General features: G+C 70.6%; 16 protein-coding genes and 1 riboswitch. Of the genes, 4 read left to right on the top strand and 12 right to left on the bottom strand.

The window, feature by feature from the left end; all coding sequences use genetic code 11:
• Nucleotides 1–3 precede the first annotated feature (3 nt).
• Complete coding sequence (locus ACFWXQ_RS15855) at nucleotides 4–1,872, top strand: AAA family ATPase (protein WP_307526716.1); 1,869 nt, start codon at nucleotides 4–6, stop codon at nucleotides 1,870–1,872.
• Nucleotides 1,873–1,983: 111 nt separating this feature from the next.
• Here the strand turns inward: ACFWXQ_RS15855 and ACFWXQ_RS15850 are convergent, their stop codons facing one another.
• From ACFWXQ_RS15850 to ACFWXQ_RS15805, 10 genes are all read right to left on the bottom strand, one after another.
• Complete coding sequence (locus ACFWXQ_RS15850; RefSeq protein WP_383955021.1) at nucleotides 1,984–3,084, bottom strand: hemolysin family protein; 1,101 nt, start codon at nucleotides 3,082–3,084, stop codon at nucleotides 1,984–1,986.
• Nucleotides 3,081–4,457 carry a hemolysin family protein gene (locus ACFWXQ_RS15845; protein WP_383955019.1) on the bottom strand — a complete coding sequence of 459 codons (1,377 nt, stop codon included), beginning with the start codon at nucleotides 4,455–4,457 and terminating at the stop codon, nucleotides 3,081–3,083. The genes ACFWXQ_RS15850 and ACFWXQ_RS15845 overlap by 4 nt, the downstream gene beginning before the upstream one ends.
• 200 nt (nucleotides 4,458–4,657) lie before the next feature.
• Nucleotides 4,658–5,146 (bottom strand): PH domain-containing protein, encoded by a 489-nt coding sequence (locus tag ACFWXQ_RS15840; RefSeq protein WP_383955017.1) that lies wholly within the window; start codon nucleotides 5,144–5,146, stop codon nucleotides 4,658–4,660.
• Between the two features lie 11 nt (nucleotides 5,147–5,157).
• The gene (gene hisG / locus ACFWXQ_RS15835; protein ID WP_200399562.1) at nucleotides 5,158–6,015 is read right to left on the bottom strand and encodes an ATP phosphoribosyltransferase; all 858 of its coding nucleotides are present in this window, start codon (nucleotides 6,013–6,015) and stop codon (nucleotides 5,158–5,160) included.
• A gap of 50 nt (nucleotides 6,016–6,065) precedes the next feature.
• Nucleotides 6,066–6,338, bottom strand: a complete 273-nt coding sequence (locus tag ACFWXQ_RS15830) for a phosphoribosyl-ATP diphosphatase (RefSeq protein WP_026249121.1) — start codon at nucleotides 6,336–6,338, stop codon at nucleotides 6,066–6,068.
• Nucleotides 6,339–6,372: 34 nt separating this feature from the next.
• Nucleotides 6,373–6,858, bottom strand: a complete 486-nt coding sequence (ribH, locus tag ACFWXQ_RS15825) for a 6,7-dimethyl-8-ribityllumazine synthase (RefSeq protein WP_055615729.1) — start codon at nucleotides 6,856–6,858, stop codon at nucleotides 6,373–6,375.
• A gap of 28 nt (nucleotides 6,859–6,886) precedes the next feature.
• A complete protein-coding gene (locus ACFWXQ_RS15820) occupies nucleotides 6,887–8,185 on the bottom strand; it encodes a bifunctional 3,4-dihydroxy-2-butanone-4-phosphate synthase/GTP cyclohydrolase II (protein ID WP_383946704.1) in 1,299 nt (432 codons plus the stop codon).
• Complete coding sequence (locus ACFWXQ_RS15815) at nucleotides 8,182–8,826, bottom strand: nicotinamide riboside transporter PnuC (RefSeq protein WP_383946701.1); 645 nt, start codon at nucleotides 8,824–8,826, stop codon at nucleotides 8,182–8,184. Before ACFWXQ_RS15815 ends, ACFWXQ_RS15820 begins: the two co-directional genes overlap by 4 nt.
• The gene (locus ACFWXQ_RS15810; protein ID WP_383946699.1) at nucleotides 8,823–9,458 is read right to left on the bottom strand and encodes a riboflavin synthase; all 636 of its coding nucleotides are present in this window, start codon (nucleotides 9,456–9,458) and stop codon (nucleotides 8,823–8,825) included. Before ACFWXQ_RS15810 ends, ACFWXQ_RS15815 begins: the two co-directional genes overlap by 4 nt.
• A gap of 153 nt (nucleotides 9,459–9,611) precedes the next feature.
• Nucleotides 9,612–9,742: riboswitch (FMN riboswitch) on the bottom strand.
• Nucleotides 9,743–10,049: 307 nt separating this feature from the next.
• Nucleotides 10,050–11,252, bottom strand: a complete 1,203-nt coding sequence (locus ACFWXQ_RS15805; RefSeq protein WP_383946696.1) for an ROK family transcriptional regulator — start codon at nucleotides 11,250–11,252, stop codon at nucleotides 10,050–10,052.
• Between the two features lie 122 nt (nucleotides 11,253–11,374).
• On the opposite strand from ACFWXQ_RS15805, the gene ACFWXQ_RS15800 reads away from it, so the two are divergent.
• A complete protein-coding gene (locus ACFWXQ_RS15800; protein ID WP_383946693.1) occupies nucleotides 11,375–12,589 on the top strand; it encodes an MFS transporter in 1,215 nt (404 codons plus the stop codon).
• 112 nt (nucleotides 12,590–12,701) lie between these two features.
• Nucleotides 12,702–14,144, top strand: coding sequence for a uracil-xanthine permease family protein (locus ACFWXQ_RS15795; RefSeq protein ID WP_383946691.1), 1,443 nt, complete (start codon nucleotides 12,702–12,704; stop codon nucleotides 14,142–14,144).
• On the opposite strand, the gene ACFWXQ_RS15790 is transcribed toward ACFWXQ_RS15795, so the two are convergent.
• On the bottom strand, nucleotides 14,126–15,247 hold the full coding sequence (locus ACFWXQ_RS15790; protein ID WP_383946715.1) for a glycoside hydrolase family 6 protein: 1,122 nt from the start codon (nucleotides 15,245–15,247) through the stop codon (nucleotides 14,126–14,128). The genes ACFWXQ_RS15795 and ACFWXQ_RS15790 overlap by 19 nt on opposite strands.
• Nucleotides 15,248–15,420: 173 nt before the next feature.
• Here ACFWXQ_RS15790 and ACFWXQ_RS15785 point away from each other — a divergent pair, with 173 nt between their 5' ends.
• Nucleotides 15,421–16,119 (top strand): DUF5995 family protein, encoded by a 699-nt coding sequence (locus tag ACFWXQ_RS15785; RefSeq protein WP_383946688.1) that lies wholly within the window; start codon nucleotides 15,421–15,423, stop codon nucleotides 16,117–16,119.
• Between the two features lie 58 nt (nucleotides 16,120–16,177).
• Here the strand turns inward: ACFWXQ_RS15785 and ACFWXQ_RS15780 are convergent, their stop codons facing one another.
• Nucleotides 16,178–17,884, bottom strand: a complete 1,707-nt coding sequence (locus ACFWXQ_RS15780) for a flavin monoamine oxidase family protein (RefSeq protein WP_383946685.1) — start codon at nucleotides 17,882–17,884, stop codon at nucleotides 16,178–16,180.
• Nucleotides 17,885–17,912 lie beyond the last annotated feature (28 nt).

Below are 17,912 nucleotides of genomic sequence, written 5' to 3'. Positions count from 1 at the left end.
GTGATGGACTTCGGCACGCAGGGCCCCGAGGCCCCGGCCGACCTCGCCTGGCTGCGAGGTGTGGATGCCTACACCATGGGGGCCTATCCGCAGGCGGAGGAGGAATTCCGCGCCGCGGTCCGGATGGATCCGGGAATGGCCGACGGCTGGCTCGGGCTGCACGCGCTGCGCATCGACACGACGACGGCGCTGCTGCGCATGTTCCGGCACCGGGAGCGCTTCGGGGAACAGCGCTCCCGCCACCGGCGGACGCTCAACTCCTGGTACTGGCTGGGCTGGTGGGTGCAGCCGGTGTTGGAGTCGCCGCGCGATCTGCTGCTCGCGCACGCCTCGCACTGGCTCGACGGGCGTCATGTCCCGGAGCTGGACCGGGCGCTCGCGAGCCTGCCGCCCGTGGACGCGGATCCGCAGGTGCGGTTCCTGCACGCCTGCCGGGCGTATCTCGTCAAGGACTGGGAGCAGTTGGTCCGGCACACGGATCCGCTGATCGACGATCCGATGCTGGGCATCGAGGCGGGTCTCTTCGGCGGTATGGCACGGGTACGCCTGGAGATGTTCGGGCAGGCCGAGCCGCTGCTGTCGTCCGCGCTGATGCGCTGTCGCAGCGAGCAGCCGCAGCGCAAGGAGCTGCGGTACTGGCTGGCGCGGGCGCACGAGGGCACGGGCCGCTCCGCCGCGGCGCTGCCCCTGTACCGGGCGGTGCACCGGGTCGACCCGGCCTTCATGGACACCTCCGCGCGGCTCGCGGCGATCTCCGAGGGCGACGGGTACGACGACACGGCCGACCTCGCGGCGATCACGCTCACCGGTGTCGGCCAGGACATCCTGGACGGCCCGGACGGTGTCGACCCGCTGTTCGGAGGCGAGGGCCGTGATCTCAAGCTCTCGGAGCCCGAGCTGCCGCCGCCGGGCGCGCTGCCCTCCGAGGCGGACCGGGTCCGCGAGAAGGCCATCGTGCCGGTGCGTCCACCGCATCTGCCGACCGGGCCCACCGATCCGGCACTGCTCGAAGAGGCACTCCTGGAGCTGGAGCGCATGGTCGGTCTCGAACCGGTCAAGCGCCAGGTGAAGGCGCTGTCCGCGCAGTTGAACATGGCGCGGCTGCGGGCCGGGCAGGGTCTGCCGGTCCAGCCGCCGAAGCGGCACTTCGTGTTCTCGGGTCCCTCCGGCACCGGCAAGACGACCGTGGCCCGGATCCTGGGCCGGGTCTTCTACGCGCTCGGCCTGCTCGGCGGCGACCACCTCGTCGAGGCCCAGCGCGCCGACCTGGTGGGCGAGTACCTCGGCCAGACCGCCGTGAAGGCCAACGAACTGATCGACTCCGCGATCGGCGGCGTCCTCTTCGTCGACGAGGCCTACTCGCTCTCCAACTCCGGTTACGGCAAGGGCGACGCGTACGGCGACGAGGCGTTGCAGGTGCTGCTGAAGCGGGCCGAGGACAACCGGGACCACCTGGTGGTGATCCTCGCCGGCTATCCGGAGGGCATGGACCGGCTGCTGGCCGCCAACCCCGGACTGTCGTCCCGGTTCACGACCCGCGTCGACTTCCCGTCGTACCGGCCGCTCGAACTCACCTCGATCGGTGAGGTGCTGGCCGCGGAGAACGGTGACGTGTGGGACGAGGAGGCGCTCGACGAGCTGCGCTCCATCAGCGGGCACGTTGTCGATCAGGGCTGGATCGACGAGCTCGGCAATGGGCGGTTTCTGCGCACGCTGTACGAGAAGAGCTGTGCGTACCGTGATTTGCGGCTCTCGGTGTATCCGGGGCACCTCACGCGCGATGATCTGTCCACGCTTCGGCTGGCCGATCTCATGCAGGCGTACGGCGAGGTGTTGTCTGGGCGGGGGCCGCAGGATCCCTCACCTATGTGAGGTTCGCCCACGAGCGCGGTTTCGTGGTGACGTCTCGCGAGTGCGGGTGCGTCGTGGCTTGTCGCGCAGTTCCCCGCGCCCCTAAAAGCACAGGGGCGCGGGTCTTCTGCGTCAGCTTGCGAGTGCCTGCTGCGGCGTATCCGAAGGCTCAGCGACCCCGGAGCGCGGCTCACCGACCCGTACCGCCTGCGTCTCCCGGTGTGCCGGGTCGCGGACCTCGCCGACCAGGAGTTCCAGTACGTCCTCCAGGGCGACCAGGCCGAGCACCTTCCCCGACGCGTCGGCGACCTGGGCGAGGTGCGTCGCGGCGCGGCGCATCACGGTCAGGGCGTCGTCCAGCGGGAGTTCGGCCCCGAGGGTCGTCATGGGGCGCCAGACCTGCTGCGGCACGGCCCGCTCGGACTCCTCCAGGTCGAGTACGTCCTTCACGTGCAGATAGCCCATGAAGGCGCCGTTCTCGGCGGCCACCGGGAAGCGGGAGTACCCGGTGCGGGCGGTGAGTGCGACGACCTGGCCCGGGGTGACCGAGGGGCCGACGGTCACCAGGGACTCGCTGTCCAGGAGCACGTCGGTGACCGGGCGGGAGCCCAGCTCCAGGGCGTCCTCAAGGCGCTCCTGCTCCTCGGGGTCGAGCAGGCCCGCCTGTCCCGCGTCCTCGACCAGCCGGTTGAGCTGCTCACTGGTGAAGACCGCCTCGACCTCGTCCTTGGGCTCGACGTGGAAGAGCCTGAGGATGACGCGGGCGCAGGCGCCGAGGCCCACGGTGACCGGCTTGCACAGCCGCGCGAAGGCGACCAGGCCGGGGCTGAGCCACAACGCGGTCCTCTCGGGGGCGGACATCGCCAGGTTCTTCGGCAGCATCTCGCCGACGACGAGGTGCAGGAAGACGACCGCGGCGAGGGCTATGACGTACCCGAGCGGGTGGATCACGCCCTCGGGCAGGTGCGCTGCGTGGAACACCGGCTCCAGGAGGTGCGCGACGGTGGGCTCGGCGACCGCGCCGAGCGTCAGCGAGCAGACCGTGATGCCGAACTGCGCGGCGGCCATCATCTGCGGCAGGTTCTCCAGGCCGTACATGACCTGGCGGGCCCGTGCGGTGCCGAGCGGTTCGATCTGGCTGCGGCGGACGGAGACCAGCGCGAACTCGGCGCCGACGAAGAAGCCGTTGGCGAGCACGAGCAGGGCGGCGAACAGAAGTTGGAGCACGCTCATCGGACGGCCTCCACCGCGGAAGCGGAGACGGAAGCCGAAGAAGCCGAAGAAGCCGATGCCGAGCCGGCACCGGCGGTCCTGACCAGCCGGACCCGCTCCGCCCGGTAGTGCCCGACCTGGCGCACGGAGAGGCGCCAGCCCGGCAGTTCCGCCTTGTCACCGGGTGCGGGGATCCGGCCGAGCAGATCGGCGACCAGGCCGGCGACCGTCTCGTACGGGCCCTCGGGGACGTCCAGGCCTATGCGCTGGAGGATGTCGACCCGGCAGCTGCCGTCGGCGTCCCAGGCGGGGCGGCCGTCCTCGGCCGGTGCGGCGGCCAGTTCCGGGACGTCGTGACCGTCGTGCTCGTCGCGGACCTCGCCGACGAGTTCCTCGACGATGTCCTCCAGGGTGACCACGCCGGCCGTGCCGCCGTACTCGTCGACGACGACGGCGATGGGCTGTTCGTTGCGCAGCCGCTCCAGGAGGGGCTGCACGGGCAGCGTCTCGGGGACGAGCAGAGGGGCCTGGGCGATCCTGGTGACGGGTGTGCGCAGGCGGTTCTGCGAGGGCACCGCGAGGGCGTCCTTGAGGTGCACCATGCCGACGATCTCGTCGATCCGCTCCCGGTAGACGGGGAAGCGGGACAGGCCGGTGGCGCGGGTGAGGTTCACGACGTCCTCGGCGGTCGCGGAGGACTGGAGGGCGCTGACCTTCACGCGCGGGGTCATGACGTGCTGCGCGGTGAGGCCGGCCAGCGAGAGCGTACGGACGAACAGGTCGGCGGTGTCCTGCTCCAGGGCGCCCGCCTGGGCCGAGTGCCGGGCCAGCGAGACCAGCTCACCGGGGGTGCGGGCGGAGGCCAGTTCCGCGGTGGGCTCGACGCCCAGGGTGCGGACGAGCCGGTTGGCCACGGAGTTGAGCCCCGAGATCACCGGCCGGAACAGGGTCGAGAAGGCGTGCTGCGGGCCCGCGACGAACCGCGCGACCTGCATGGGCCTGGAGATGGCCCAGTTCTTGGGCACGAGCTCGCCGATCACCATCTGCACGGCCGAGGCCAGCAGCATGCCGATGACCACGGCGACGCCGGACACGGCGCCTTCGGGGATGCCGGCCGCGGTGATGGGGCCGTTCAGCAGCTCGGCGAGCGCCGGTTCGGCGAGCATGCCGACGACGAGCGAGGTGATGGTGATGCCGAGCTGGGTGCCGGAGAGCTGGAAGGACAGCTCCTTGAGTGAGTTGACGACCGTACGGGCCCGTCGGTCGCCCTCGGCGGCGGCCTTCTCGGCGTCGGGGCGCTCCACCGTGACGAGGCCGAACTCGGCCGCCACGAAGAAGCCGTTGGCGAGAATCAACAGGAACGCCGCTCCGAGGAGCAGCAGGGGGATGGTCATGCCGCCGCCTCGATATGTCGGGAGGGGGCGGCGCAGGTACTACAGGACGATCCGTCCATCGCTGGAGGGAGTCACTCCTCGAAATAGCAGGGGGCCTCTGGATCCCGGGTGGGAAGGCAGAGGCGGAGGCGCAACGAAAACGCCTCCGCCAACAGATTAATCAAGACATGGGCCCGTACGGCAGGGTGGAAGGCCGAGAGTCAGGATTGATGTTCGTCGTGCTCGTCTTCCCGCGGTCCGTCGGGCTCGTGAAAGGAGTGGGCTTCGGCGAGGGCCCGCAGCGCACGGGCGTCGCGGATCGCGTGCTGCTTGGCGATGCCCGGCTGGATGCCGAGCGCGGGCAGGCTGGTGCCGTCGCTGAGGTTCAGGAAGACCCACGGGTCGCCCGGGCGCAGGTTGACCTGCAGGATCTCCGCCCAGGCCAGCTTCCTGCGGCCGGCGATGTTCACCACGGTCACGCCGGACTCGTCGGCGACGACTTTCGGCCGCGAGAGCAGCACGAGCACCCCGAAGAGCAGGGCCCCGGTGAAGACGAAGCTGGTGCGCTCCCCCGGGCTGAGTTTCTCAAGCAGCATCGCGACCGTGGTGATGACCACAAAGATCGTGGTGCCCGCGGTCAGCAGGACGGCTCGGGTGCGTCCCGGCCGGAACGTGACGGGAAGAGCGGGCAGCTCTGGTGTGTCGGACATGGTGGTCGTCCTCAGAGGCGGCAGGCGTGGATGGCCGTGGTCAGGATGGCCCGCGCGCCGATGTCGTACAGGTCGTCCATGATCCGCTGGGCTTCCTTGGACGGGACCATCGCGCGCACGGCGACCCAGCCCTCGTTGTGCAGCGGCGAGACGGTCGGCGACTCCAGGCCGGGGGTGAGGGCGACGGCCTTCTCCAGCTGCTCGACGCGGCAGTCGTAGTCCATCATCACGTAGGTCCGCGCGACGAGGACGCCCTGGAGGCGGCGCAGGAACTGCTGCACCTTGGGCTCGGCGTCCTCGGTGGCCTCCGCGCCCGTGCGGCGGATGACGACGGCCTCGGACTTCATGATCGGGTCGCCGAAGACCTCAAGGCCCGCGTTGCGCAGCGAGGTGCCGGTCTCGACGACGTCCGCGATGACCTCGGCGACACCCAGCTCGATGGCCGTCTCGACGGCGCCGTCGAGGTGGACGACGGACGCGTCGATGCCCTTGTCGGCGAGGTACTTGGCGACGATGCCCTCGTACGAGGTGGCGACGGTCTTGCCGGCGAGGTCCTCGACCGCGTCGGCCGTGCCGGGCTTGGTGGCGAAGCGGAAGGTGGAGCGGGCGAAGCCGAGCGGGAGGATCTCCTCCGCGTGGGCCGCGGAGTCGATGAGCAGGTCGCGTCCGGTGATGCCGATGTCGAGCTTGCCGGAGGAGACGTAGATCGCGATGTCGCGGGGGCGGAGGTAGAAGAACTCGACCTCGTTCTCCGGGTCGACGATCCGGAGCTCCTTGGCCTCCCGGCGCTGCTGGTAGCCGGCCTCATGCAGCATCTCCCCCGCGGGGCCTGACAGGGAACCCTTGTTGGGGACGGCGATGCGCAGCATGAGGTCGGCTTCCTTCGTGTGATGTCTTACGGTGAACAGATGCAGGATGCTTACAGGTGGGCGTACACGTCGTCCAGCGAGATTCCGCGGGCGACCATCATCACCTGGACGTGGTAGAGCAGCTGCGAGATCTCCTCGGCGGCCGCTTCCTTGCCCTCGTACTCGGCGGCCATCCAGACCTCGGCGGCCTCTTCGACGACCTTCTTGCCGATGGCATGGACCCCCTTGCCGACCAGCTCTGCGGTGCGGGAGGTGGCGGGGTCGCCGGTGGCGGCCTTGTGCTGGAGCTCGGTGAAGAGCTCCTCGAACGTCTTCTTGGACATGATGGCCCCCACATTACGTGGTGAAGGGGGCTCCCTACCGCCAGGGTTCGGATACTGAGCGGAGGGTGGCCGCGGTCGCGACGGCGGCCGTCACCGCCTCGTGCCCCTTGTCCTCGTTCGAGCCCTCGATGCCCGCGCGGTCCAGAGCCTGTTCCTCGGTGTCGCAGGTCAGGACGCCGAAGCCGATGGGCACGCCGGTGTCGATCGAGACCTGGGTGAGGCCCTGGGTGACGCCCTGGCACACGTACTCGAAGTGGGGGGTGCCGCCGCGGATGACGACGCCGAGCGCGACGATCGCGTCGTACCCGCGGCCCGCGAGGACCTTCGCGACGACCGGCAGCTCGAAGCTGCCGGGGACCCTCAGGAGGGTCGGCTCGTCGATTCCCAGCTCGTGCAGGGCGCGCAGCGCGCCGTCGACGAGACCGTCCATCACCTTCTCGTGCCACTGCGCCGCGATGACGGCGACCCGCAGGTCGCTGCAGTTGCGTACGGACAGTTCGGGTGCACCCTTGCCGCTCACGTCTGTGTCTCCTCGTGCTTTTTCTTCGTTACTGGTTGCCGCAGGCGGACACGGTGGTCGTGTCCAGCCAGGGCAGGTCGTGTCCCATCCGGTCCCGCTTGGTGCGCAGATACCGGAGGTTGTGCTCGCCCGCCTGTACGGGCATCGGCTCGCGGTGGGTGACCTTGAGGCCGTGCCGGACGAGCGCGTCGGTCTTCTCGGGGTTGTTGGTCATCAGGCGCAGGCTGCGCACGCCGAGGTCCTCCAGGATCTGCGCGCCGGCCGCGTAGTCCCGGGCGTCGGCGGGCAGGCCCAGCTCCAGGTTGGCGTCGAGGGTGTCGTGCCCCTGCTCCTGGAGTTCGTACGCGCGCAGCTTGGACAGGAGCCCGATGCCGCGCCCCTCGTGGCCGCGGAGGTAGACGACGATGCCGCGGCCCTCGGCCTGGATGCGCTCCAGGGAGGCTTCGAGCTGGGGGCCGCAGTCGCAGCGCAGCGAGTGGAAGATGTCGCCGGTGAGGCATTCGGAGTGGACGCGGACGAGAACGCCCTCGCCGTCGCCGATCTCGCCGTGGACCAGGGCGACGTGCTCGACGCCGTCCACGATGGAGCGGTAGCCGAAGGCCGTGAACTCGCCGAAGGCGGTGGGCAGTTGGGTTTCGGCCTCACGGCGGACCGTGGGCTCGGCGGTGCGGCGGTAGGCGATCAGGTCCTCGATGGAGATGATCGTCAGGCCGTGCTTGCGGGCGAAGGGGATCAGCTCGGGCAGCCGCAGCATCCGGCCGTCCTCGCCCGCGATCTCGACGATGGCGCCGGCCGGACGCAGACCCGCGAGCCGGGCGAGGTCGACGGCGGCCTCGGTGTGGCCGTTGCGGACCAATACGCCGCCGGGCTTGGCGCGCAGCGGGAAGATGTGGCCCGGGCGCACGAGGTCGCTCGCCCGGGCCTCGCCGCCTGCCAGCAGCCGGAGCGTGGTGGCGCGGTCGGTGGCGGAGATGCCGGTGGTCACGCCGTAGGCGGGGCCCGCGTCGACGGAGACCGTGAAGGCCGTGCGCATCGACTCGGTGTTGTTCTCGACCATCTGCGGGAGCTGGAGGCGGTCGAGCTCGTCGCCCTCCATGGGTGCGCAGATCAGACCGCGGCACTCGCTCATCATGAAGGCGATGATCTCGGGGGTCGCCTTCTCGGCGGCGATGACGAGGTCGCCCTCGTTCTCCCGGTCCTCGTCGTCGACGACCACGACCGGGCGGCCCGCCGCGATGTCGGCGATGGCCTGCTCGACCGGGTCGAGCGCGAAGTCCGAGGCGTCCTGATCGTGGCCCGTGCTGTACCAAACCGGCGCGGTTGTCATGCCGGGGCTCCTTCCAGGAAGGGCTGCCCGGCCTTGCGGGAGCGCAGCCACCAGTCGCGCATGCCCCACAGGACGAGCGCGCCGTAGATGATGTAGACGAAACCGGAGAAGGCGAAGCCGTTGGCGAAGTTCAGCGGCACGCCCACCAGGTCGACGAGCAGCCAGGCGAACCAGAACTCGACCATGCCGCGCGCCTGGGCGTACATCGCGACGACCGTGCCGACGAAGATGTACGCGTCCGGCCAGGGGTCCCAGGACAGCGTCGGGTACGCGGTGAACAAGCTGCCGACCGCCAGGGTGCCGACGGCCGCGGCACCGAGGAGGTACCCGCGCTCGCGCCAGGTGGCGAAGCGGACGGCGATGGAGCCGTCCTGGGCGCCGCCCTTGCCGCGGTTCCACTGCCACCAGCCCCACAGGGCGACGGCCATGACCACCAGCTGCTTGCCTGCGCTGCCGGAGAGATGGGCGGTGGCGAAGGCCGCGAGGAGGATGGCGCCGGACAGGAACTGGACGGGCCAGGTCCAGATGGACCGCCGCCAGCCGAGGGCGAGGCCGATCAGACCGATCACGTTGCCGATCATGTCGGCCCACTTGATGTGCTGGCCGAAGAGCGTGAACGCCTCGGAGTTGAGCCAGTTCACGGCGTCGCTCCCGGGATGCCGGGCAGCCCCGCCGGCTGCTCCGCCCGCGAGCCGAGCAGCCTCTCGACGTACTTGGCGATCACGTCGACTTCAAGGTTGACCGGGTCGCCGGGCTGCTTGCGGCCGAGCGTGGTCAGGTCGAGGGTGGTCGGGATGAGGCTGACGGTGAAGAAGTCGGGGCCTGCCTCGACGACGGTCAGGCTGATGCCGTCGACGGTGATGGAGCCCTTCTCGACGACATAGCGCGTGAGGTCCGCGGGGAGGGAGATCTTCACGATCTCCCAGTTCTCGGACGGCTTGCGCTCGATGACCTCGCCCGTGCCGTCCACATGGCCCTGCACGATGTGCCCGCCGAGTCGCTCGCCGACGGCCATGGGCCGTTCGAGGTTGACGCGGGAGCCGACGGTGAGGGCGCCGAGGCTGGAGCGGTCCAGGGTCTCCGCCATGACGTCGGCGGTGAACTCGCCGTCCTCGTGCTCGACGACCGTCAGACAGACGCCGTTGACGGCGATGGAGTCCCCGTGACGTGCACCTTCGGTGACCACAGGGCCACGGAGTCGGAAACGTGAGGCGTCGCCGAGATTCTCGACGGCGGTGACTTCACCCAGCTCTTCAACGATTCCGGTGAACACTTCCCGGGTCCTCCTGCCTTTTCGGGCACGGACTCCGGGGCCTGTCGATGACGACAGATATGAGCGAGCGAGGACACCGGGGGCGACGCCGAGAGTAGGACGTGCCCAAGGGACACGTCGAAACAGACGGCGGCGCGCACGAATGCCCGCCCGCCGCGCACTGCCTCCCATCCGGACTTTAACCGTCGGTCCAGGAATTTCACCTGGTCAACCGGCCGCTGGAAGCGACCGGGTCGCGGACTGTAACCGCCGGTTCGGACTTTCACCGACCCCGGAGTGCGCTGCTTCTGGTACAGACTCAGTGTGCCACGCCTGATCGACGCCCATGCGGGCGAATGTTGTGGGCTGCCTCACAGGGTGTGGCGATGGACTTCACTGGACACTCGTGGCGGACCAACTACCTTTCAGACACAGCAGCTTATGATTGGTCCATACCTATTGACGCTTTGGTCTAGTCCTCTTTAGGGTCTGCGTTCACCGACGCCTCCACGGGCTCCGCGTTCGCCGGCCCGCCCCCAGAACGACCCGGCGGCGGTGACGGAGGCCCTTGCCCCGCCGCCGGGTCTCCGTTTCCCGAAACTCGGCCGGGCGTCACCTCTCCGGAGGCGCAAACAGTTCGTCCTGGGCCCCGTCCCGTGCCATCAGCAGCGCCCCGCGGAGCACGGCGCCGCCGCCCAGGGTGCCGGCCCGCACCTCGGTTGGCAGCGGCGACATACGGCCGACCCGGTCCCGGACACGGGCGGCCAGCACCTCGCCGCCCGCCCCGCCGATCTCGCCCGCGAGCACCAGGCAGCCCGGGTCGAGGACGGCGACGACGGACGCGGCGCCGAGGGCGACGCGTTCGGCGAGCAGGTCGAGGAAGCCCGAGGCCAAGGGGTCCCCGGCATCGGCCTCGACCCGCGCCACGGCCTCCCGCACCAGCGCCGCCGCATACGGTTCGTGCGGCGCGGCGGGCGCCACGATCCCGTAGCGCGCCGCCAGTTCGGTGATCGCGGCGGCACCCGCCAGGGAGTGGAAACCGCCCTCGCAGTCCGTCGCGGACGGCGGGCCGCTCGTGCCCGGCACCGGCAGGAAGCCGATCTCGCCCGTACCGCCGGAGGCGCCCCGGCGCAGGACGCCGTCGAGGACCACGGCCGCGCCGATGCCGTGGCCGAGCCAGAGCAGGACGAAGGTGTCGCGGTCCTGTGCGGCCCCGTCGCGCTGCTCGGCCAGCGCCGCGAGGTTGGTCTCGTTCTCGACGAGGACGCGGGCCGGCGGCAGTCGCTCCTGCAACGCCGCGGCGAGGCGGCGGTGCCATTCGGGCAGGCCCGAGGAGTCGCGGAGTTCGCCGGTGGCGGGGTCGATCAGCCCGGGGGCTCCGACGGCGATGGTGTGCAGCCGCTCGACGCCCGCCTCCTTGGCCGTACGTTCGACAAGGGTGACCGCCTGCTCGACGGCGGGCCCGGTGTCCGTACCGTCGCCGATCGGCACCGACGCCTCGGCCAGCACCGAGCCCAGCAGATCCGACACGAGAACGGTCACGCCCTCGGTCCGTACGTCCAGTGCGGCCAGGTGTGCGCGGTCGGCGACGATCCCGTACAGGCGGGCGTTCGGGCCGCGTCGCTGTTCGCCGGACTCCCCCACGACGCCTATGAGTCCGGCCTCGGCGAGGCGTTCCACCAGGTCGGCGACGGAGGGCCGGGACAGGCCGGTGAGCTGCTTCAACTGCCCTGCCGTCAAAGGGCCTTCCTGCTGGAGGAGGCGCAGGGCGAGCCGGTCGTTGATGGCCCGGGCGGTGCTCGGTGATGCGGGCATGCCGGGATCCTTCCAGATCGGGGGCGCCAGGGCGGCCGGGCCCGATACCGCCTATCTATCAGGCAGGGTTCCTGATAGTTTACGGCGGCACAGTGGGGAGAGGACAGGGAGGGGCCGGGAAAATGGGTGAAGTGGTCTACGACCAGCGCGAGGTGAAGCGCTCCCGGTACGCCGTGGCGGTGGTGTTCGCCGTGCACGGTGCCGTCACCGGTTCGTTCGCGACCCGCGTCCCGTGGATCCAGGACCACGCCTCCGTGAGCGCGGGCCAGCTCGGCCTGGCGCTCGCGTTCCCGGCGATCGGCGCGTCCGTCGCGATGCCGCTCGCGGGCAGCGTCAGCCACCGCTTCGGCGCCCGCGCGGCCCTGCGGGGCCTGATAGCCCTGTGGACGCTCGCACTCACCCTCCCGGCACTCGCGCCGAACCTGCTCACCCTGTGCATGGCCCTCTTCGTCTACGGCGCGACGGCGGGCATGGCCGATGTGGCGATGAACGCCCTGGGTGTCGAGATCGAAACCCGGCTCGACAAGTCGATCATGTCCGGGCTGCACGGGATGTGGAGCGCGGGCGCACTGGTCGGCTCGGCGGCCGGTACCGTCGCCGCCCATCTGGGCTCGGACGCACGCCTGCACCACGCGCTCGCCGCCGTGGCGCTCACGCTGATCGGCGTGGCCGCCTGCCGGTGGGTGCTGGACCTGCGCCCCACCGAGGACGAGGAACCGCCCCCGCGCTTCGCGCTGCCTCCGAAGTCGGCGCTGCTCATCGGCGCGATCGGCTTCTGCGCGGTGTTCGCGGAGGGGGCGAGCCTGGACTGGTCCGCGGTGTATCTGCGGGACGTCCTGGACAGCTCGGCCGGGGTCGCGGCCGCCTCCACCACGAGCTTCACGCTCACCATGGCGATCGCGCGGTTCGCCGGCGACGCGGTGGTGGACCGCTTCGGCCCGATCCGCACGGTACGGGTCAGCGGCGCCCTCGCGACCCTCGGCGCACTGCTCGTCGTGATGGCCCAGAACGCCCCGATGGCCATGGGCGGTTTCGCCCTGCTGGGCCTCGGCATCGCCGTCGTCGTCCCGCTCTGCTTCGCGGCGGCCGGTCGCAGCGGCCCCAACCCGTCCCAGGCCATCGCGGGCGTCGCCACCATCACGTACACCTCGGGCCTGATCGCGCCGTCCGCGATCGGGGCCGTGGCGGACGCGACGAGCCTGGTGACGTCGTTCGTCCTGGTGACGGTGCTGACCCTCGGCCTCGCCTCGTTCGCGAACGTGCTGCGCGCCAGCGGCCGCACCGCCGCCGGGAAGGTCAGCCCGGCGGACGCGCCGGTTCCGGATCGCCGCCCCTGATCCGTCCGCTCTCCCCGCCCCGCCCTACCATGGCGCTGATCTTCACTTACGGATCTTGACGTCGGTCCATCGACGTCAGGATCTCGACGTACAGAGAAAGCGGAACCCCACCATGGACCTCGGCGTGCGCTGGAAGCTGCACGGTGACGGGCGCACGCCCGCGCCGGGGGCGGTCGTCCGCCCCGACGAACGGCTGTCGTGGCCGCGTACGGCCGGGCTCGGCGCCCAGCACGTGGTGGCGATGTTCGGGGCGTCCTTCGTCGCGCCGGTCCTGATGGGCCTGGACCCGAACCTCGCGATCATGATGTCGGGCGTCGCTACGGTGATCTTCCTGCTCGCCACCCGTGGCCGGGTGCCCAGCTACCTGGGCTGCTCGCTGTCCTTCGTGGGCGTCGCGGCGGTGATCCGCGCGCAGGGCGGCAGCAGCGCGACCGTGACCGGTGCCGTCTTCGTGGTCGGGGTCGCGCTGTTCCTCGTGGGTCTGGCGGTGCAGCGGTTCGGGGCGCGGATCATCCACGCCGCGATGCCTCCGATCGTCACGGGCGCGGTCGTCATGCTGATCGGCTTCAGCCTGGCGCCGGTCACCGCCTCCACGTACTGGCCGCAGGACCAGTGGACAGCACTGCTCGTGATGGTGTTCACCGCTCTGGCCGTGGTGTGCCTGCGCGGTTTCTGGTCACGGATCGCGATCTTCCTCGGGCTGGTCTTCGGGTACGGGATCTCCTGGGTCTTCGACCGTGTCTTCGGGCGGATCCACTCGGTCGACGCGAGCGGCAAACTCACCGACCACTGGCGGCTCGACCTCTCCGCCGTGGGCCGGGCCGACTGGATCGGACTGCCCGACTTCCACGGCCCGTCCTTCGAGTGGTCGGCGATCCTGGTGGCGCTGCCCGTCGTCATCGCGCTGGTCGCCGAGAACGCGGGCCATGTGAAGGCGGTCGGCGAGATGACCGGCGACCCGCTGGACGACAAGCTGGGCACGGCGATCTCCGCGGACGGCGTCGGCTCGATGCTCTCCACCGCCGTGGGCGGCCCGCCCAACACGACGTACTCCGAGAACATCGGCGTGATGGCCGCGACCCGTGTCTACTCCACGGCCGCCTACTGGGCCGCCGCGGGCTTCGCGCTGCTCTTCGGCCTCTGCCCGAAGTTCGGCGCCGTTGTGGCCGCCATCCCGGGCGGTGTGCTCGGCGGGATCACGGTCATCCTGTACGGCATGATCGGCCTGCTGGGTGCGCAGATCTGGCTCAACGCCCGGGTGGACCTGCGCAATCCGCTGAATCTGGTGCCGGCCGCGGCGGGCATCATCATCGGCGTCGGCAACGTCACGCTGGAGTTCACCGACACGTTCTCGCTGAGCGGCATCGCGCTCGGCACGCTCGTCGTCATCATCGGCTACCACGCGCTGCGCGCGATGGCCCCCGCGCACCTCAAGTCGCAGGAGCCGCTGCTGGACGAGGGCACGTCGTCTTACGGCTCCGGCTCCAGCTCCGGCTCCGACTCGGCATCGGGCTCGGGATCCGACTCGGCGGGCGGTCAGCGGGCCAAGTCGTAGGCGTAGTCCGGGGTGAACGTCCCCGGGGCGCCCTTGCAGCCGTCGGACTCGCCGGGCAGCTTCACCCACAGGTAGGCGTCGATGCGTGCCTCTCCGGTGCTCATGGTCGGCGCCTGTCCGAGCTTGCGGCCCGCGGGGTCGCACCACTCGCCGTCGGCCGGGGCGCCGTTGCCGTTGCGGCTGGTGTCGATGACGGCACCCAGGCTCGCGGGGCCGCCGAGGGCGTCGAGGGTCCGGCGGACGTACGCGATCTCGTCGCCGGTCCGGTTGAAGTTGGAGACGTTGCTGAAGATGCCGTCCGAGGAGGCGGCGGACGCGGCACCGGCCCGGCGCAGCAGCCCGGCCTGCTTCTCCGGGGTGTTCCAGTCGGAGTGGCCCGCGTCGAAGTAGACCCGCGCCTTCGGGTTCGCCGCCTTGAGGACGCGTCCCGCACGGGCCAGCGAGGCGAAGCGGGCGGACCGGTCGCCTTCGGACAGACAGTCCGACTGGGCGATCGCGTCCGGCTCCAGGACCACGATGACCTCCTCGGACCCCAGCCCCGCCGCGAACTTGTCGATCCACCCGTCGTACGCCCCGAGGTCCGGCGCACCGCCCTGCGAGGCCCCTCCGCAGTCGCGGTTCGATATCGCGTACGGGACGACGACCGGGACCCTGTCCTTCGCCGAGCCGGCCGAAGTGACCGCCCTGACGCGGGCGGTGATGTTCGACGGCGTGTAGTCCGCGAACCACACGGCGGCGGGCCGGTCGGCTATCCGGGACTCGATGAGCGGGCGGCGCGGGTCGTCGCGGTGGTCGCGGACCCAGTCGAGGACCTGGGACTCGGGGTGCCGGTACAGCTGCACCGACACGGGCTCCGTCCTCGGTTTCGTCGACGCGCTCTTCGAGGGCTTCGGGCTCGGCTTGGCCTTCGTCGGGGAGGGCGACGGGGACGGTGAGGCGGACGTCTTCGAGGGCGACGGCGTCGGCACGCCGGGCAGCGGCTGCAGGAGCGGTGAGCTGGTGACGTCGGGGCGCGCCTCGTCGCTGCCCCGACCGTCGTCGAGCGCGGACATCATGCCCGTCACGGTGCCGACCGCGACGACCGCGGACGCCACGGCGACCATGGCGCCGCGCCGGGCGGCGCGCCTGCGCTCGGCCCTGCGTGCGGCCAGGCGATGGGCACGTTGCCCTGACACGTGGTGCTCCCCCCTCCGTCGGGTCCCGCGTGTTCCCCCGTTCTGGGGAAGCGCTCGGCCCGGCGGCCCTCGGCACAGCGTAGGCCTGGGACCCTGCCCCCATGGTGCCGTTGGAACAGTTCACAGCTCGCGTGCACGGCGTCGACGCGGTGGTGCACCGGATGCGTGCGCTCGGTGCGGACTGGCCCGAGCGGGACGGTGTCGCGGTCTTCAACCGTGTCTACCTCGCCGTCACCGAGGAGGTCGACCGGCGCCTGGAGACAGGGCACTTCACCGATGTCCGCGCCGCGATCACGCTGGACGTGCGGTTCGCGGAGCGCTATCTGGACGCCGTCGAGGCGGTGGCGGACGAGCGCCGCCCGCCCGCCTGCTGGCGGCCTCTCTTCCAACTCCGCCGCCATCCCGGAGTACGTCCGCTGCAGTTCGCCCTTGCGGGCATCAATGCGCACATCGGGCACGATCTGGCGCTCGCGGTGGTGGACACCTGTCGTACGCTCGGCTGCGAACCGGCCGAGCTGGAGGACGAGTTCGATCGCGTGGGTGACGTCCTCGTCTCGCTGGAGGAGCGGATCCGCGAAGATCTGATGCCGGGTCCCGATCTCCTCCAGATCGCCGATCCGCTGACGCATCTGCTGGGCGCGTGGAGTCTGGACCGGGCGCGGGATGCGGCGTGGTCCGCTGCGCGGGCCGTTTGGGCGTTGCGGGAACTCCCCGATCTGGCCGGGGAGTTTGTCGAGCGGCTCGATACGGGGGTTGGCCTGGTCGGCCGGTGTTTGCTTACTCCGTTGGGAACGCGGTGATCTGTCTGCGGGCCCGGTGGGGGCTGATCGCGCAGTTCCCCGCGCCCCTATGGGGCGCTCAGTCCTCGGGGAGTTCTACCGGGGCGATCTCGTCGTAGACGTCGCCCGGCCCGGGGTTGGCCGGGTCCGTTCCGCCGCCGAAGTGGTGCATGACGCCCCAGACCGCGTTGAGGGCGGTCTGTACGGCGCCCTCGGCCCAGCCGGCCGTCCAGGAGATGTCGTCGCCCGCGAGGAAGATGCCCCGCTTGTCCTCGGGGAGCCGGTCCTGCATGAAGTGGGTGAACAGGCGCCGCTGGTAGCGGTAGTGGCCGGGCAGGTTGGCCTTGAAGGCGCCCATGAAGTAGGGCTCGTTCTCCCAGGACACGGTGACCGGGTTGCCGATGATGTGCTTCCTGATGTCGACCTTCGGGTAGATCTCGCCGAGCGACTTCAGCATGACCTCCATCCGCTCGTTCGCGGACAGCGGCAGCCACTTCAGGCTGTCGTCGCACCAGGTGTAGGAGAGGCAGATGACGGCGGGCTTGTCCGGCCCGTCGTCGAGGAGGTAGGTGCCGCGTGTCATCCGGTCGGTGAGCGTCATCGACATGACGTCCCGCCCCGTCGGATTTCCCCTGTCGTCGACGGCCTTGTCGAGCCAGAACGGCCGGTCGACCGGCACGAAGAGCTTGCTCGACTCCATGTAGTGGGTGCGCTCGATCGCCGTCCAGTGGTCGATCGGGAAGAGCGCGTCGTCGCAGGCGACCTTGGACAGCAGCATCCAGGACTGGGCGGTGAAGATCGCCGCCCGGTACGTACGGATGTCGCCGGAGGCGTCGGTGACCGTGATCCCGTTGCCGGCCGTGCGGTTCAGGCGGGTCACGGCGGGCCGCGGGGCCCCGTCGTGCAGGGTGGCGAGCGAGGTTCCGTACGCCCAGTGCACGATCTTCTGCGGCTCGCGCTCCCACAGGCGCAGCGGGAGCTGCTGGCTGCCGCCGACGATGCCGCGGTGGTGGTCGTCGGCCTCGCTGTAGACGACGCGCAGGATCTCCAGGATGGAGTTCGGGAAGTCGGTGTCCCAGCCGCCCGTGCCGAAGCCGACCTGGCCGAAGATCTCGCGGTGCCGGAAGGACTTGAAGGACTCCGACTCGCAGAGGAAGCCGTAGAAGGTCTGGTTGTCGAGCTTCTCGACGAGCTTCGCCCAGATCTCGCGGATGCGCGGCACATCGCGCTCACGCATGGCCTGGTTCATGTCGGAGAAGTCGGCGCCCTCTTCGAGGCAGGCGTTCCACGCGTTCATCACGTCGCGGTAGACCTGCGGCAGGTCGTCGACGCTGGTCGCGTAGTGCGACTCGCCCTTGAGGTCGACCACGGTCGAAGGGGTCGCCTCGGCAAGGGGGTTGGGGAACGGCTCGGTCCGCAGCCCCACCAGGTCGATGTAGTGCTGGAGTGCCGTGGAGGACGGCGGGAAGCGCATCGCGCCCATCTCGGCAGTGAGGGAGGGGTCACAGCCGTCGAAGCCGACCGTCCGGAGCCGGCCGCCGATCCTGTCGGCCTCGTACACGACGGGCTTGAGGCCCATCTTCATCAGCTCGTACGCGGCCACGATGCCGGACAGGCCGCCGCCGATGACGGCGACCTCGGTGCCTAGCTCGGTCGCCGGTATCTGGCCCAGGCCCGCGGGGTGCGCGAGGAAGTCGTCATAGGCGTACGGGAAGTCCGGGCCGAACATGGTGATCGGCGGCTGCGCGTCGGTGTGCGGGACGGCGGGGGGCACCGTGGACGTCATGGGGTACGGACTCCTTGCGGGGAAAGCT

This window comes from Streptomyces sp. NPDC058697, assembly GCF_042715345.1.
GTDB lineage: Bacteria > Actinomycetota > Actinomycetes > Streptomycetales > Streptomycetaceae > Streptomyces > Streptomyces liliifuscus.
Note: the sequence above shows the minus strand (reverse complement) of the source record. Positions and strands in the feature narration are given on the sequence as shown.

Excerpts from the sequence above, each read along its gene's own strand:
- ACFWXQ_RS15855 (WP_307526716.1), top strand. The coding sequence starts at position 4 with ATGGACTTCGGCACGCAGGGCCCCGAGGCCCCGGCCGACCTCGCCTGG.
- ACFWXQ_RS15850 (WP_383955021.1), bottom strand. The coding sequence starts at position 3,084 with ATGAGCGTGCTCCAACTTCTGTTCGCCGCCCTGCTCGTGCTCGCCAAC.
- ACFWXQ_RS15845 (WP_383955019.1), bottom strand. The coding sequence starts at position 4,457 with ATGACCATCCCCCTGCTGCTCCTCGGAGCGGCGTTCCTGTTGATTCTC.
- ACFWXQ_RS15840 (WP_383955017.1), bottom strand. The coding sequence starts at position 5,146 with ATGTCCGACACACCAGAGCTGCCCGCTCTTCCCGTCACGTTCCGGCCG.
- hisG (WP_200399562.1), bottom strand. The coding sequence starts at position 6,015 with ATGCTGCGCATCGCCGTCCCCAACAAGGGTTCCCTGTCAGGCCCCGCG.
- ACFWXQ_RS15830 (WP_026249121.1), bottom strand. The coding sequence starts at position 6,338 with ATGTCCAAGAAGACGTTCGAGGAGCTCTTCACCGAGCTCCAGCACAAG.
- ACFWXQ_RS15820 (WP_383946704.1), bottom strand. The coding sequence starts at position 8,185 with ATGACAACCGCGCCGGTTTGGTACAGCACGGGCCACGATCAGGACGCC.
- ACFWXQ_RS15805 (WP_383946696.1), bottom strand. The coding sequence starts at position 11,252 with ATGCCCGCATCACCGAGCACCGCCCGGGCCATCAACGACCGGCTCGCC.
- ACFWXQ_RS15800 (WP_383946693.1), top strand. The coding sequence starts at position 11,375 with ATGGGTGAAGTGGTCTACGACCAGCGCGAGGTGAAGCGCTCCCGGTAC.
- ACFWXQ_RS15795 (WP_383946691.1), top strand. The coding sequence starts at position 12,702 with ATGGACCTCGGCGTGCGCTGGAAGCTGCACGGTGACGGGCGCACGCCC.
- ACFWXQ_RS15790 (WP_383946715.1), bottom strand. The coding sequence starts at position 15,247 with ATGGTCGCCGTGGCGTCCGCGGTCGTCGCGGTCGGCACCGTGACGGGC.
- ACFWXQ_RS15785 (WP_383946688.1), top strand. The coding sequence starts at position 15,421 with ATGGTGCCGTTGGAACAGTTCACAGCTCGCGTGCACGGCGTCGACGCG.
- ACFWXQ_RS15780 (WP_383946685.1), bottom strand. The coding sequence starts at position 17,884 with ATGACGTCCACGGTGCCCCCCGCCGTCCCGCACACCGACGCGCAGCCG.